Source organism: Sphingomonas sp. Leaf38, from assembly GCF_001421825.1.
Taxonomy (GTDB): domain Bacteria; phylum Pseudomonadota; class Alphaproteobacteria; order Sphingomonadales; family Sphingomonadaceae; genus Sphingomonas.
Genome location: NZ_LMLD01000011.1, coordinates 58,754 through 73,335 on the forward strand (window position 1 = coordinate 58,754; position 14,582 = coordinate 73,335).

The following is a 14,582-nucleotide window of genomic DNA, read 5'->3' on the forward strand; positions in this document are numbered from 1 at the left end:
GGAACATCACTTGCCGATGCAGAAACGCCCGAACAGCGCGTCGAGCATCTCCCCCGTCGCGTCGAGGCCGAGAACGCCAGCGAGGATCGCGCGGGCCTGGCGGAGGTGCTCGGCGACGATGAGCGCATCCGAACCGGGATAGCGCAGCGCGTCGACGGCGAGACCGCATTGCCGTCGCTGGTGCGCCTTGAGCGCGATCGCGTCGCTGCGCGGGAGCATCGCCGCCGCGCGCGTATGCAAGGCCGCCCATAGCCGATCGAGCGACCCGCGATCGGTCTGCGCGATGGCCAGCGCGCGGCCCACCGGGATCTCGCCCCGCCCCGGCAGATCGGCCCGCGCGTGGATCCAGATCGCGTCCGCGCGCGGCGGTGGCGTGTCGGCCAGCCAGAGGACGATGTCCGCAGCGGCCAGCGCATCCTCGGCACGCGTCACGCCGATCGCCTCGATCGGATCCTGCGTGTCGATCAGCCCCGCGGTATCGGTCAGCACATAGGCGACGCCGTCGCGCGTCACGGGCAGTTCGATCCGGTCGCGCGTCGTCCCCGAGATCGGCGAGACGATCGCCGCATCGCGCTCGCCGAGCAGATTGAGCAATGTCGACTTGCCGCTGTTGGGCGGGCCGCCGATCACGACACGCAGGCCGTCCTTGAGCCGCTCGACCGGCGGTGCGGCGACCACCGCTTCGATCTCGTCGGCAAGCGCATCCACCCCGGCGACGATCGCGTCGAACGCCGCGCCGTCGCTGGCGACGTCGTCCTCGTCGGCAAAGTCGAGTATCGCCTCGATCCGCGCGGACAGCATCGCGACCGAGTCCATCCAGCCGCGCACCGCCTGGCTTACCCGCCCTTCCGCCGCGGTCATTGCCGCGACGCGCTGCCCCTCGGTTTCGGCTTCGAGCAGGTCAGCGAGGCCCTCGGCTTCGGCGAGGTCGATGCGACCGTTGGTCAGCGCGCGGCGGGTGAACTCACCAGGCTCGGCGGGACGAAGCCCGGCAACCGCGGAAAAGGCCTGCTCGACCGCGGCGATCACCGCGCGACCGCCGTGGCAGTGGAGCTCGACGAGATCCTCGCCGGTCGCGGTGTTGGGGCCGGGGAAGACGATGACCAGCGCGCGGTCGAGCAACGCGCCGTCCGCATCGCGCAAGCCCCGCAGGCTCGCATGACGCGGCGCGGGCAGCGGCCCTGCCAGCGCCTGCGCTGCTGCGAACGCGTGCGGCCCGCTCACCCGGACGACGGCGATCGCCGCTGGCGGGCGCCCGCTCGATACCGCGAAGATCGTTTTCACGGGAAACTCAGCTGCTTTTCGTCGCGGTGTCGAACAGGCGTTTCCACATCGCCATCCCCGCCTCGCCCATCGGCTGCCACCCGCGCATCATCGATTCGAGCATCTCGGGCTTCATCTGGCCGTCGGGAATCGCGTCCATCATCATCGCGACATAGCGATCATGGATCGGCGTCAGATCGGGTAGGCCGACCGCGCGGCGCGCCTCTTCCGGGGTACATTCGATCTCGATATTCATCTTCATGTGCGGCACCCCCGATGACGCTTGAGCGGCCGATCGGGGCGCTGCATAGCAAGGCCATGTATGCGCGCGATGCCGCCTCGATCGCAACGCCAATCGGGCTGGTCCGCGTGACCGGTACCGCGGACCTAATCGACTCGATTGCGATACTTGCGAGTGGCGAGGCCGTCCCGAGCGATGCGCCTGCAATCCGCGAGGCATTGCGACAGATCGAGGCGTATTTCGCGAAGCGGCTGACGGCGTTCGACCTGCCGCTCGCCCCCTCGCCTACCGACCGCGGCGCGGTCCTCCGCCAGGGAATCGTCGACATCGGCTACGGCCAGACCGCGAGCTACGGCGCGCTCGCCAAGGCGATCCGGTCGAGCCCGCGCGCGATCGGGCAGGCGTGCGCGCGCAATCCGTTTCCGATCGTCGTCCCCTGCCACCGAATTCTGGGAGCCGGGGGCAGGCTTGGTGCGTATTCCGCGGGCAACGGCCCCATCACGAAATCCAGGCTGCTCGACCACGAACGGCCGCAAGGAGGATTGCTATGACGAACACCACCACGATCTCGACGCTCGCCGGCGATGGCGACTTCACCGCGTATCGCGCGACCCCGGCCGGCACGCCCAAGGCCGCGATCGTCGTGATCCAGGAGATCTTCGGCGTGAACGCCGGGATCCGCCGCAAGTGCGATACGCTCGCCGAAGCCGGCTATCTGGCGATCGCGCCCGACTTGTTCTGGCGGCTCGAGCCCGGCATCGAGCTCGATCCCGACATCAAGCCCGAGTTCGACCGGGCACTCGAACTGATGGGCCAGTTCGACCAGGACAAGGGCATCGCCGATATCGAGGCGAGCATCCGCGCGGCGCGTGCCGAACTGGGTGACGGAACCAAGGTCGGCGTGGTCGGCTACTGCCTCGGCGGACGCCTCGCGTTCATGACCGCGGCGCGCACCGACGTCGATGCGAGCGTCGGCTATTATGGCGTCGGGATCGACGGGCTGCTCGGTGAGAAGCATGCGATCGCGCATCCGGTGCTGCTCCACGTTCCCGAGGAGGATCACTTCGTCGACAAGGATGCGCAGGCGGCGATGCATGCCGGGCTCGACGATCACCCCAAAGTCACGATCTACGATTACGCGGGCGAGGATCACGGCTTCGCGACAGAGTTCGGCGAGCGCCGGTCGGACGCGTCGGCGAAGCTGGCGGACGAGCGGACGGCCACGTTCTTCGCGGAGCATCTGGGCTAAGGGCGCACGCCCTCCCCTCAACCATCGTCATTCCCGCGAAGGCGGGAATCCATACTGGCTGGCGTCGCTTAAAAATCGCCGCCCTTTGGGAATATGGATCCCCGCCTGCGCGGGGATGACGATAGGGTCTGTGTCGGGGCGGGAAACGCCCGGCATGACGAGCCAGCGACGGACATGAAAAAGGCCTCGCCGGACGATCCCGGCGAGGCCTTTTTGCTATTTCGAGAACGGCGCGATCAGCCGAGCAGCGAGATGATCCCGAGCGTTTCGCCAGTGCCGACCCAGCCTTCGTAGATCATCTTCACCGCGACGACGAGGATCACCGCGAGGCCGATATAGGCGATCCAGCGATACTTGTTGATGACGCGCGCGATGTAGTTCGCCGCCAGACCCATCATCGCGACCGACAGCAACAGGCCGATGACGAGGATGCCCGGATGCTCGCGCGCCGCGCCCGCAACCGCGAGGACGTTGTCGAGGCTCATCGACACGTCGGCGACCGCGACCGCCCAGGCGGCGCTGGCAAAGCCCTTCGACGACTTGATCCCGGAGTGCTCGTCGCCCTGGATTTCCTCCGAGCCGGCGTTCTGCGCGCCCTCGCGGATTTCGCGCCAGAACTTCCAGCTGACCCACAGCAGCAGCAGGCCGCCCGCGAAGATCAGCCCGACGATACCCATCAGCCAGGTCACAATCAGCGCGAAGAATATGCGCAGGACGAGCGCGGCGCCGATGCCGATCAGGATGACCTTCTTGCGCTGGTCGGCGGGAAGCCCCGCGGCGAGCGCGCCGACGACGATCGCATTGTCGCCCGCGAGGACGAGGTCGATCATCAGGACCGATCCGAACGCGGCCAGCGCTTTCGGATCGCCGAGGTTGGAGAAGTCGGCGACGATGTGCTGCCAGATCTCCAGCGGCGAGCCGGGTCCGGCGACTCCCGATGCGGCGGTGGCCAGCATGGCGATGATACTCAAGATGTCAGCTCCCGGTGACGGGCCACCGCCGGTGCGCGGGGGTGGCGGATTTCGAAGGGGTTAATAGCAAAGCGGCACGCGAAAGCCATTGCTCTCGCGTGCCGCTTTTTTGGGTCGGTCCGTTTGGCGGACATGGGCAAAGCCCATGTCGTCGGTCGGGGCTATGCCCCGCCGGCCGGATCGATGCGAGTCCCGCTGCAGCGTGCAGCGGGACTCGCATCGATCACTGATTCATGGAATCGAAGAAATTCTCGTTGGTCTTCGAATCCTTCATCTTGTCGAGCAGGAACTCCATCGCGTCGATCGTGCCCATCTGCATCAGGATGCGACGCAGGACCCACATCTTGGAGAGCTTGGCCTTGTCGACCAGCAGCTCTTCCTTGCGCGTGCCGGACTTGCCGACGTCGAGCGCCGGGAAGATGCGCTTGTCCGCGACCTTGCGGTCGAGCACGATTTCCGAGTTGCCGGTGCCCTTGAACTCCTCGAAGATCACCTCGTCCATGCGGCTGCCCGTGTCGATCAGCGCGGTGGCGATGATCGAGAGCGAACCGCCCTCCTCGATGTTGCGCGCGGCACCGAAGAAGCGCTTCGGACGCTGCAGCGCGTTCGCATCGACACCGCCGGTCAGGACCTTGCCCGACGACGGCACGACGGTGTTGTAGGCACGACCCAGACGCGTGATCGAGTCGAGCAGGATCACCACGTCCTTCTTGTGCTCGACCAGGCGCTTGGCCTTTTCGATCACCATCTCGGCGACCTGCACGTGGCGCTGCGCGGGTTCGTCGAACGTCGAGCTGACGACCTCGCCCTTCACGCTGCGCTGCATGTCGGTGACTTCCTCGGGGCGCTCGTCGATCAGAAGGACGATCAGGAACACCTCGGGGTGATTGTCGGTGATCGCCTTGGCCATGTTCTGCAACATGACCGTCTTGCCGACGCGCGGCGGCGCGACGATCAGCGTGCGCTGGCCCTTGCCTTGCGGCGAAACGATATCGATGACGCGCGCCGACTTGTCCTTGACGGTCGGGTCGGCGGGATCGAGCGTCAGCTTGCTCTCGGGGTAGAGCGGCGTGAGATTGTCGAAATTGACGCGGTGGCGCACGACGTCGGGGTCGTCGAAATTGACCGCGGTCAGCTTCACCAGCGAGAAATAGCGCTCGCCATCCTTCGGCCCGCGGATCTCGCCCTCAACCGTGTCACCGGTGCGCAGGCCGAACTTCCGCACCTGGTTCGGCGAGATGTAGATGTCGTCCGGCCCAGCGAGATAGTTGCTCTCGGGCGAGCGCAGGAAGCCGAACCCGTCGGGCAGCACTTCGATCGTGCCGAGCCCCATGATCTGGTCGCCATTGTCCGCCTGCACCTTCAGGATCGCGAACAGCAGGTCCTGCTTGCGCAGCGTCGAGGCGCTTTCGACTCCGAGCTCCTCCGCCATGCTCACCAGCTCGGCAGGCTTCTTTTTCTTCAGGTCTTTGAGATGCATGGGGATTTCCGGATAGCGATCAACGGGAACAGGTTCGGTCTGCGCGTGCGCTGGAAAGCGGAACTGGGCGAGCCGAACAGGCAGGACCACACGACCGGGCAGGACGCCAGGAGGCCGTGCTGGGGATCGAGGTAGAATTGAGGGGGCCGTTAGTCAAGCGGAGACGGGAGGGCAGTAATCCTCCCCCGCCAGGGGGAGGTGTCACCGCAGGTGACGGGGGGAGGACACGAAGCAGAGGTTACCCTTGCCGCCCCCTCCGTCTGGCAAGTGCCAGCCACCTCCCCCTGGCGGGGGAGGATGGAGAAGGTCAGAACGGCTTTACGATTACCAGCACGACGATCAGCGTCACCGCGAGCGCGGGGATTTCGTTGAGCATCCGCAACTGCTTGCCCGTCAGCGTGGGCTTCCCTGCTGCGAGCTTCTTGGCATAACCGACCGTCCAGCCATGATAGCCCGACAGCGCCAGCACCAGCAGCAGCTTGAGGTGCAGCCACCCCAGCCCCGGCGCGCCGTCCGCCAGCCCGAGGTTCAGCGCCAGCGCGATCCCGAGCGCCCAGACGACGATCATCGCCGGCGTCAGGATGATGTGGCGGATCTTGCTCTCGCGCTCGACCCAGTTCGCCGCTTCGGCCGCGTTGCCGGCGGCCAGCGCCTCCTGATGATAGACGAGATAGCGTGGCAGCATGAACAGCCCCGCCATCCAGAAGATCACGAAGATCAGGTGCGCGGCCTTCACCCAGTCATAGGCCGCCCCGAGAAAACCGCTCATGTCGTGCTCCTGACGCGGGCGATGAGCTGCTCGACATGCTCCACGGGCGTGTCGGGCAGGATACCATGGCCCAGATTAAAGACGTGCGGCCGCTCGACGAACGCCGCGAGGATGCGGTCGATCGCCATATCGAGGTCCGCACCGCCCGCGATCAACGCGAGCGGATCGAGATTGCCCTGCACGGGCATGTCCGCCGGCAGCGAGGCATGCGCCCAGACCGGATCGACCGTCTCGTCGAGCCCGATCGCATCGACGCCCGTTTCGCGCGCATAGGCGGGGAGCTTGCCCCCTGCCCCCTTCGGAAAGCCGATCACCGGAACGCCGGGGCAGCGCGCATGGAGGCGCGCGACGATCGACGCGGTCGGGGCTATCACCCAGCGTTCGAACTGCGCAGGGCTGAGGCTTCCCGACCAGCTGTCGAACAGTTGGACCGCATCGACGCCCGCTTCGATCTGCCGCGCGAGATATTCGACCGTATTGTCGGCGATCGCATCGATGATCGCGCCGAACGCCTCAGGATCGCGATAGGCGAAGCGCCGCGTTTCGGACTGATCCTTGCTGCCCTTGCCCGCCACCATATAGGTCGCGACCGTCCAGGGAGAGCCCGCAAAGCCCAGGAACGTCGTCTCGGGCGGCAATGCCCCGGCGACCTTGGCGACGGTGCCGTAGACCGGCTCCAGCCGCCCCATGACCGGCTGCAACCGATCGAGCGCATGATCGACCAGCGCGGGTTCGAGCCGCGGCCCCTCGCCCACGCCGAAGCTCAGATCCTGGCCAAGCGCCCAGGGGATCATCAAGATGTCCGAGAACAGGATCGAGCCATCGAACCCGAACCGGCGGATCGGCTGGAGAGTCACCTCGGCCGCCGCGTCGGGATCGGTCGCCAGCGCGAGGAATCCCCCCTTCTCGGCACGCAACGCGCGATATTCGGGGAGGTAGCGCCCCGCCTGCCGCATAAGCCACAGCGGCGGCACGGCCTGACGCGTCCCGCGAAGAGTCGCCAGGAGTGGCTTGAAGGTTGGCGAATTGGAGGTCGGATCGGTCAGCGGAGCACCCTTCTTCTACTATAAGAAGATTCAAGAAATAGATTGTTGCAGTGGTTGGGCGGTTGAACCCGGGACTTATGCGGTGATCCCGGAATTGCCAACAGCTTGACCCTAGAGCACCGCCTCAAACGCACTGATTCGATTCAAGGCTCCCCATTACCCACAGCCTGTGGATGAAATGCGCCGCTGTGTGCGACCGTGTGGATAGAATCGCTGTTATCCACGGTGCCACCGTCGCTTGGCGAGGCGGACGAGTTACGCTAGCCGTTCTCCCCATGTTATCCACAGATTCACGCGCAACGCCCCTTCTGCTGGGGATAAAATGCCGATGATGCGGCTCCACCTCCATTTGTTGTCGGATTCGACCGGTGAGACGCTGGAGAACATCGCGAAGGCGGCGTTGGCGCAATATGATGATGTCGAAACGGTCCGCCATTTCTGGCCGATGGTGCGGACCGAGGCGCATCTCGAGCGGATCCTGCAGGAGATTGCGCAGAACCCGGGGCTGGTCGTGTTCACGCTGGTGAACCCCGCGACGCGGCGGATCCTGGAGCAGCGGTGTCTGGCCCTGGGGCTACCCGCGGTGGCCCCGCTCGACCCGGTCAACGACGCGCTTTCGGGGTTGCTGGGGCAGCAGGCCAAGGCGCGACCGGGCCGCCAGCACGTCCTCGACGCAGCCTATTTCGCGCGTGTCGATGCGATCCAGTGGACGATCGCGCATGACGACGGGATCGCCTGGGAGGAATGGGAAGAGGCCGATATCGTGCTGGCGGGCGTGTCACGTTCGTCGAAGACGCCGACCTCGATCTATCTCGCCAACCGTGGGTACAAGACCGCGAACATCCCGATCGTGGTCGAGAGCCCGCCGCCGAAGATTCTCTATGCGCTCCGCCGGCCGCTGATCGTCGGGCTGACGACGAGTGCCGACCGGCTGATCCAGGTGCGGCGCAACCGATTGCTGTCGCTCCACCAGGCGCCCGATACCTCCTATGTCGAGGAGGAGGCGGTGATGCGAGAGCTAGCCTTTGCGCGGCGGATGTTCGCGGACAATGGCTGGCCGGTGATCGACGTCACGCGCCGGTCGATCGAGGAAACCGCGGCGGCGATCATCGCGCTGTGCAACCAGCGGCGAAGCGACGACCTCGCAAAGGCCGAGGCGTGAGCCTGATCCTCGCCTCGCAAAGCGCCTCGCGCCGCGCGATGCTGACCGCGGCCGGCGTGCCGTTCGACGCGACGTTCGCCGGCGTCGACGAGGATGCGGCGAAGGCGGCGCTCCGCGACCTGTCGCCGCGCGATCTCGCGGACGCGCTGGCCGAGCTGAAAGCGTTGAAGGTGTCGGCGCGGATGCCGGGCCATCTCGTGCTGGGCAGCGACTCGCTGGTCGCGCTGGAGGACGGCACGATCCTCGACAAGCCGATCGACCGGGCGGATGCAGCGGCGCATCTCCGGCTGATGGCGGGCAAGCGCCACGATCTCTGGAGTGCGGCAGTCATCGCGGAGAACGGCACCGCGATCTGGCGGCATGTCGAGCGCGCGAAGATGCACGTCCGGCCGCTGTCCGAGGCGTTCATCGAGACGTATCTGGATGCGGAATGGCCGGCGATCTCCGGCTGCGTCGGCTGTTATCGGATCGAGGGGCCGGGTGCGCAGCTGTTCGCCAAGATCGAAGGCAGCCAGTTCACGGTGCTGGGGATGCCGCTGCTCAACGTCCTCGATTTCCTGCGCGTGCGCGGCGAGTTGCCGGCGTAGCACGAAATTTCCGATCCTCCCCCGCAAGGGGGAGGTGGCAGGCGTCAGCCTGACGGAGGGGGCGGTAGGCGAAACGCTGTTCCGTGCCCTCCCCCTCCGTCGCCTTCGGCGTTACCTCCCCCTGGCGGGGGAGGATCGTAGGCCGGTGCATGGCAATTCCGACGCGGTAGATTAAACCGGCTTCCAGACTGGATCCCCGCCGTCGCGGGGACACACGGAGCCTTGCATGACCCGACCTTATGCCGAAGTGATCGGCGATCCGATCGCGCAGTCGAAATCGCCGCTGATCCACGGCTTCTGGCTCGAGGCGCTCGGGATCGACGCCGACTATCGCCACAAGCTCGTTACACCCGACGATCTCCCTGCCTATTTCGCCGCGCACAAGGCTGATCCCGCTTGGCGCGGGTGCAACATCACGATGCCGCACAAGCTCGCCGCGCTCGACCATGTCTCCGACCCCGGCGACGTCCGCGGGTCGATCGGCGCGATCAACACCGTGTTCCGCAACCAGGCGGGCGACTGCATCGGCACCAACACCGATGCGGCAGGATTTTGGGCGCCGATCGACGATCTCGACATCGCCGGCCAGCCGGTAACGGTAATCGGCGCGGGCGGCGCGGCGCGCGCGATCCTGTTCGCGTTGTCGCGGATGGGCGTCGGCCCCGTCACGATCCTCAACCGCAATCCGCTGAAGGGGGCGGCGTTGCTGTCGGCGTTCGGGCTCAAGGGCCAGGCGTTGCCGATCGGTCCTGCCGCCCCGCCCTCGCGGTTGCTCGTCAACGCCAGCGTGCTCGGCATGATGGGTCAACCGCCGCTCGATATCGATCTCGGCGCGCTCGACCCGGATTCGCTGGTCTACGACATCGTCTATGCGCCACTCGAAACCGCGCTGCTCAAGGCGGCACGTGCGCGCGATCTCGAAACGGTCGACGGGCTGGAGATGCTGATCGGCCAGGCAGCGGTTGCGTTTGAGATATTGTTCCACGTGGAACCACCGCGCGATCGTGACGAGAACCTCCGGGCGTTGCTGGTCAAATGATCATCGGGCTGACCGGCTCGATCGGCATGGGCAAATCGGCGGTCGCGACGATGTTCGCGGACGAAGGCGTGGCGGTGTTCGACGCCGATGCGACCGTACACCGGTTGCAGGGTGTCGGTGGCCGGTTGGTCCCTGCGATCGAAGCGGCCTTCCCCGGCTCGACCGCAGACGGCGCGGTCGACCGCGCCAAGCTCGGCGCCGCGGTGTTCGGCGACGATGCCGCGATCACGCGGCTCGAAGCGATCGTCCACCCGGCGGTCGGCGAAGAGCGCGCCGCGTTCCTGGCGAAGCATGCCGGCACGCGAGTCGTGTTCGACGTCCCTCTCCTCTTCGAAACCGGTGGCGACCGGCGAGTCGACGTGATCGTCGTCGTGTCCGCCGCGCCCGACGTCCAGCGCGCGCGCGTTCTCGCGCGGCCCGGCATGACCGCGGAGAAATTCGCCGCGATTCTCGCGCGCCAGACCCCCGACGCGGAGAAGCGCGCGCGCGCGCATCATGTCATCCATACCGACACCAGCTTCGACGAAACCCGCGCGCAGGTCCGTGCGGTGCTTGCGTCCTTGGGAATCTGAGCCGATACCATCATGATGCGTGAGATCGTCTTCGATACCGAAACCACCGGCCTCAGTTTTTCAGGCGGCGACCGCATGGTCGAGATCGGCTGCGTCGAGATGGTCAACCGGGTCGAGACCGGGCGTACCTTCCACGCGTATTACCATCCCGAGCGCGACATGCCGGTCGAGGCGTTCAACGTCCACGGGCTCAGCCAGCAATTCCTGTCGGACAAGCCCCGGTTTGCCGATGCGGTCGAGGATCTTCTCGAATTCGTCGGCGACGCGCCGATGGTCGCGCACAATGCCGGCTTCGATTTCTCGTTCCTCAACGGCGAGCTGACCAAATGCGGTCGCCAGATCATCCACATGAAGCGGATGGTCGACACGCTGCAGATCGCACGCAGCCGTCATCCCGGCGCCAAGCATTCGCTCGACGCGCTGTGCTCGCGCTTCGGAATCGATCGCAGCCACCGCGTGCTGCACGGTGCGCTGCTCGACGCGCAGCTGCTCGCGCAGGTCTATGTCGAGCTGATGGGCGGCCGCCAGATCGGCCTAGGGCTGCTCGGCGACACGACCAGCAACGCCTCGACTCCGGTCGTCGCACAAGCGCCTCGGGTCGTTCGTCCGCCGCGTGTTTTCGCGGTGAGCGACGGAGACCTTGCGGCGCATGCGGCGTTTATGAAGGGGATCAAGGATCCGATTTGGGGGGCCGTGGCGTCCGGATGACGCCGGCAGGGTGGAGCCAACAGGACCGCCCGAAGACTGTAACGCCGTTAAGGAGACGACAATGGATATCCGGATTTCTGGTCATCAGGTTGACACTGGCGAAGCGCTGAACAGCCATGTGGAAGATCGACTCCAGGGTATCGCCGACAAGTATTTCTCGCGCGCCATCTCGGCGGAAGTGACGTTCGGCAAGGGGCCGCACGACGCGGGTTTCAAATGCGATATCGTCGCGCACGTGATGAAGGGCCTGGTGCTCAAGGGGCATTCCGAAGCCTATGACGCCCGCGCCGCATTCGATGGCGCCGCGGCCAAGATCGAGACGCAGCTCCGCCGCTATATGCGCCGGCTGAAGGATCGCCACGCGGGCGAAGCGGTCGCGATGGCCGAGAGCAACGGCTACGACAATGCCGGCTACACGCTGTTCCAGGAGAGCATCGAGGAGGACGATGTCGCGGACGCACCGCTGATCATTGCCGAGACGCGGGTCGATATCCCCGAGGCGAGCGTTTCCGATGCGGTGATGATGCTTGATCTGCGCAATACGGCCGCGTTGCTGTTCATGAATGCGGGCACCGGCGCGCACAACATGGTCTATCGCCGCGGCGACGGCACGATCGGCTGGGTCGAGCCACAGCGCGCGGTGGCCTCCCCTCCGCAGTAAAGAAGGGTCCATAAAGGCGCAGGTCTTGCGGCCATGCCTTTACGCCCCCGCGCAACCCGCTAAGGCGGGCGCGCGCGGGGGCGCTTGAGACACATGAAGACCATGACCGATTTCAGCGACATGCTGCGTCCCGACGCGGTGCAGAGGGGCGTGATCGCCACCAATAAGAAGGCGGTGTTCCAGCATCTCGCCGCGGTCGCGTCGGACATGATCGCTGCCGATCCGAAGACGGTCGCCGAACGACTGAGTGCGCGGGAAAAGCTCGGCTCGACCGGGTTTGGTGGCGGCGTTGCGATCCCCCACGCCAAGCTCGACGGGCTGGAGCAGGTCACCGGTGTCTTTGTCCGGTTGGCGCAACCCGTCGATTTTCAGGCGGTCGACGATCTGCCGGTCGACCTCGTCTTCATGCTGCTGTCGCCGACCGATGCGGGCGCGGTGCACCTGAAGGCGCTCGCGCGCGTTTCCCGGCGGCTGCGTGACAAGGCATTCCTCGAAAAACTGCGCGGCGCCGGATCGCCCGATGCGCTGTACGCGCTGTTCACTGCCGACGAAGTGCGCGATGCCGCCTGAGTCGGCCGGCGCAGACGCGCATTTCCGGTCGCTCGAGTCGCTCTACGCGCAGGCGCCGATCAATCGGTTCTTCGAGTCCTCGCTCGAAATCCCCGAGGTGGGCGTCGCGCGGATCCATTTCACGATCGACGAGCGGCATTATCATGCGGGCGGCGCCGCGCACGGGACGAGCTATTTCAAGATGCTCGACGATGCGGCGTTCTACGCGTCGAACAGCCTCGTCACCGATCGTTTCCTGCTGACGACCGCGTTCAACCTGCTGCTCACGCGTCCGCTGAAGGTCGGGCCGGTGATCGCCGAAGGACGCTGGATCAGCGGCAAGCGGCGCGTGTTCGTCGCCGATGCGCGGCTGATCGATGCGGACGGCGAAGAGGCGGCGCGCGGGACCGGCACGTTCATGCGCTCGCGGATCGCGCTCGCGGGCCTGCCCGGATATCGTGCGCCGGCATGAGCGGTCGGCTACCCAGCGGCGTGCTCGTCAGCGCGCTCCTCCGCCGCGTCAACGACGCCGGCGGATTCGGCGCGGTGATGGCGAAAGGCGATGCTCAGGGGGGCGCGATCCTCGTCATCGCAGTCGACAAAGCCGCCCTTCCCCGGCTGCTGGAGCGCGGAATCGGACCCGATGGACGCACCGCATTGATCGACTCGACTCCGCCCGACGACCTTGATGGCTATTGGCGGCGCCGGCGTGCGCGCGACCCGGATTTGTGGGTCATCGAGGTGGATATCGCAGCGGCGGAACGGTTCGCCGCTGAAACGATCCTGAACGATTGACTCGAAAGCCCCCCCAATAGAGGGGAATTGCAACATTGATTGGCGTTGTGCTGGGACGGGTGCGATCCGGATCAGTTACGCAGTCGGGGGGATGCTCGGACGATCGGCTTGTACGATTGCTTCCGTGGTTCAACCGCATCTGAATAAGTTTGAATGACGATTCTTCAGCGGGCTGCGACGATCGCGGTCATGACCTTCTCTCTCGCCGGCCTGCTCGGCAACAGCGCTCCCGGCAAGGCAACCGGTATCGATCGCTCGACAACCAACCTTACTGCTCTTGCCAATCTAAACGCCCTCTCCCCGCAGAATGTTCCGCAGATCGCTCCAGTCGCAACGCCCGTTGCCACCGTCGAGCCTGTCGCCGAGAACGCTGCCACGGCCGAAGCCGAAGAATTCGACACGCTCGCCCAGGCCGTCGCCGCGCAGGACAGCGCCGCCGCCGACGATGCGCTCCAGTGCCTTGCCGGCGCGATCTATTTCGAATCCAAGGGCGAGCCGCTGACCGGCCAGCTCGCCGTCGCCGAAGTCATCATCAACCGCGCCAAGTCGGGCCGTTTCCCTGCCGACGTCTGCGCCGTCGTCAAGCAGCGCGGCCAGTTCAGCTTCGTCCGCGGTGGCCAGATTCCAACGATCAACGCCGGCACCGCCTATCGCACTGCAATCGCAGTCGCCAAGGTCGCGCTCGCCGATGCGTGGAACAGCCCCGCCCAGAAGGCGCTCTACTTCAACACCGCCGATCGCCGTCCTTCGGTTCGCGCGATCAAGGTCGCCTCGATCGGCAACCACGTCTTCTATCGCTGAACGCGTCGCACTCTCGGGCGATTAGTCGCCGCCAGTGATACCACAATCCGTGAATGAGCTTGCCTCGTTCGCGGATTGTTCTATTTCCGGGCCATGCTCGACATGCCGCCGGACTCCTGCATCGACAAACCGGGATCGCCCCCCGATGCCATGATGTGCGCCGCCGACGTCGCGCGCGGCGTGATCCGGATGCTGCTGCGTCACGATCTGACCGCGATGACCGAAGTGCCCCTCGATGGTGGCCGCCGCGCCGATCTGATGGCGGTGGATGCGCGCGGGCAGATCGTCATCGTCGAGATCAAGGTGTCGCGCGCCGATCTGCTCGGCGACGGGAAGTGGCCCGATTATCTCGCGCATTGCGATCGCTATTTCTGGGCGGTACCCGCGGGGTTCGACGTCGGGCCGTTGCACGGGCCTGCGTTCCTGCCCGAGCGCACCGGGATCATCGTCGCGGACCGCTACGATGCGGCGATCGTGCGCGAGGCGCATACCACCCCCCTGCCCGCGCATGTCCGCAAGCGCGGCACGCTGGCGTTTGCGCGGCGCGCGGCGCGGCGGTTGATCGCGCAGATGGACCCGGATGCGGACGGGCTGGCGTTCTGACGCGACTCCTCCCCCGCCAGGGGGAGGTGGCACCGAAAGTGACGGAGGGGGAGGACACGGAGCAGATGTATCGCTTGCCTCCCCCC

At 66.1% G+C, this 14,582-nt stretch carries 19 protein-coding genes; 13 read left to right on the forward strand and 6 right to left on the reverse strand.

Annotated features, from left to right (window positions below):
• Window positions 1-6 precede the first annotated feature (6 nt).
• A complete protein-coding gene (mnmE, locus tag ASE88_RS07660) occupies window positions 7-1,284 on the reverse strand; it encodes a tRNA uridine-5-carboxymethylaminomethyl(34) synthesis GTPase MnmE (protein WP_056477342.1) in 1,278 nt (425 codons plus the stop codon).
• 7 nt (window positions 1,285-1,291) lie between these two features.
• The gene (locus ASE88_RS07665) at window positions 1,292-1,525 is read right to left on the reverse strand and encodes a DUF6489 family protein (RefSeq protein ID WP_055874921.1); all 234 of its coding nucleotides are present in this window, start codon (window positions 1,523-1,525) and stop codon (window positions 1,292-1,294) included.
• A gap of 56 nt (window positions 1,526-1,581) precedes the next feature.
• Between ASE88_RS07665 and ASE88_RS07670 the strand changes: the two genes are divergently transcribed.
• Both ASE88_RS07670 and ASE88_RS07675 read left to right on the forward strand, forming a co-directional pair.
• The gene (locus tag ASE88_RS07670; RefSeq protein ID WP_055875487.1) at window positions 1,582-2,055 is read left to right on the forward strand and encodes a methylated-DNA--[protein]-cysteine S-methyltransferase; all 474 of its coding nucleotides are present in this window, start codon (window positions 1,582-1,584) and stop codon (window positions 2,053-2,055) included.
• Window positions 2,052-2,753 (forward strand): dienelactone hydrolase family protein, encoded by a 702-nt coding sequence (locus ASE88_RS07675; RefSeq protein WP_055874918.1) that lies wholly within the window; start codon window positions 2,052-2,054, stop codon window positions 2,751-2,753. The genes ASE88_RS07670 and ASE88_RS07675 overlap by 4 nt, the downstream gene beginning before the upstream one ends.
• A 236-nt stretch (window positions 2,754-2,989) precedes the next feature.
• Here ASE88_RS07675 and ASE88_RS07680 read toward each other — a convergent pair whose 3' ends face one another.
• From ASE88_RS07680 to hemE, 4 genes are all read right to left on the reverse strand, one after another.
• Window positions 2,990-3,709 carry a TerC family protein gene (locus tag ASE88_RS07680; protein WP_200910230.1) on the reverse strand — a complete coding sequence of 240 codons (720 nt, stop codon included), beginning with the start codon at window positions 3,707-3,709 and terminating at the stop codon, window positions 2,990-2,992.
• A gap of 238 nt (window positions 3,710-3,947) precedes the next feature.
• Window positions 3,948-5,204, reverse strand: coding sequence for a transcription termination factor Rho (gene rho / locus ASE88_RS07685; RefSeq protein WP_055874916.1), 1,257 nt, complete (start codon window positions 5,202-5,204; stop codon window positions 3,948-3,950).
• 307 nt (window positions 5,205-5,511) lie between these two features.
• Window positions 5,512-5,973 carry a CopD family protein gene (locus ASE88_RS07690; protein WP_056477345.1) on the reverse strand — a complete coding sequence of 154 codons (462 nt, stop codon included), beginning with the start codon at window positions 5,971-5,973 and terminating at the stop codon, window positions 5,512-5,514.
• Window positions 5,970-7,019, reverse strand: coding sequence for a uroporphyrinogen decarboxylase (gene hemE, locus ASE88_RS07695; RefSeq protein WP_056477348.1), 1,050 nt, complete (start codon window positions 7,017-7,019; stop codon window positions 5,970-5,972). The genes ASE88_RS07690 and hemE overlap by 4 nt, the downstream gene beginning before the upstream one ends.
• Before the next feature lie 328 nt (window positions 7,020-7,347).
• Between hemE and ASE88_RS07700 the strand changes: the two genes are divergently transcribed.
• From ASE88_RS07700 to ASE88_RS07750, 11 genes are all read left to right on the forward strand, one after another.
• Entirely contained in the window at window positions 7,348-8,181 is an 834-nt protein-coding gene (locus ASE88_RS07700) for a pyruvate, water dikinase regulatory protein (RefSeq protein ID WP_055875481.1), read from the forward strand.
• A complete protein-coding gene (locus tag ASE88_RS07705; RefSeq protein WP_082466383.1) occupies window positions 8,178-8,768 on the forward strand; it encodes a Maf family protein in 591 nt (196 codons plus the stop codon). Before ASE88_RS07700 ends, ASE88_RS07705 begins: the two co-directional genes overlap by 4 nt.
• Before the next feature lie 226 nt (window positions 8,769-8,994).
• Window positions 8,995-9,807, forward strand: coding sequence for a shikimate dehydrogenase family protein (locus tag ASE88_RS07710; RefSeq protein ID WP_055874906.1), 813 nt, complete (start codon window positions 8,995-8,997; stop codon window positions 9,805-9,807).
• Window positions 9,804-10,379, forward strand: a complete 576-nt coding sequence (gene coaE / locus ASE88_RS07715; protein ID WP_055874902.1) for a dephospho-CoA kinase — start codon at window positions 9,804-9,806, stop codon at window positions 10,377-10,379. The genes ASE88_RS07710 and coaE overlap by 4 nt, the downstream gene beginning before the upstream one ends.
• A gap of 15 nt (window positions 10,380-10,394) precedes the next feature.
• Window positions 10,395-11,087 (forward strand): DNA polymerase III subunit epsilon, encoded by a 693-nt coding sequence (gene dnaQ / locus ASE88_RS07720; RefSeq protein WP_056477351.1) that lies wholly within the window; start codon window positions 10,395-10,397, stop codon window positions 11,085-11,087.
• A gap of 61 nt (window positions 11,088-11,148) precedes the next feature.
• On the forward strand, window positions 11,149-11,748 hold the full coding sequence (gene hpf / locus ASE88_RS07725; RefSeq protein WP_056477354.1) for a ribosome hibernation-promoting factor, HPF/YfiA family: 600 nt from the start codon (window positions 11,149-11,151) through the stop codon (window positions 11,746-11,748).
• Window positions 11,749-11,850: 102 nt separating this feature from the next.
• Entirely contained in the window at window positions 11,851-12,318 is a 468-nt protein-coding gene (locus ASE88_RS07730; RefSeq protein ID WP_055875472.1) for a PTS sugar transporter subunit IIA, read from the forward strand.
• Window positions 12,308-12,769 (forward strand): PaaI family thioesterase, encoded by a 462-nt coding sequence (locus ASE88_RS07735; RefSeq protein ID WP_055874893.1) that lies wholly within the window; start codon window positions 12,308-12,310, stop codon window positions 12,767-12,769. The genes ASE88_RS07730 and ASE88_RS07735 overlap by 11 nt, the downstream gene beginning before the upstream one ends.
• Complete coding sequence (locus ASE88_RS07740; RefSeq protein WP_055874890.1) at window positions 12,766-13,092, forward strand: DUF1491 family protein; 327 nt, start codon at window positions 12,766-12,768, stop codon at window positions 13,090-13,092. Before ASE88_RS07735 ends, ASE88_RS07740 begins: the two co-directional genes overlap by 4 nt.
• A 153-nt stretch (window positions 13,093-13,245) precedes the next feature.
• Window positions 13,246-13,893 carry a cell wall hydrolase gene (locus ASE88_RS07745; RefSeq protein WP_056477357.1) on the forward strand — a complete coding sequence of 216 codons (648 nt, stop codon included), beginning with the start codon at window positions 13,246-13,248 and terminating at the stop codon, window positions 13,891-13,893.
• Between the two features lie 93 nt (window positions 13,894-13,986).
• On the forward strand, window positions 13,987-14,496 hold the full coding sequence (locus ASE88_RS07750) for an MmcB family DNA repair protein (protein ID WP_056477360.1): 510 nt from the start codon (window positions 13,987-13,989) through the stop codon (window positions 14,494-14,496).
• The last annotated feature ends 86 nt before the right edge of the window (window positions 14,497-14,582 follow it).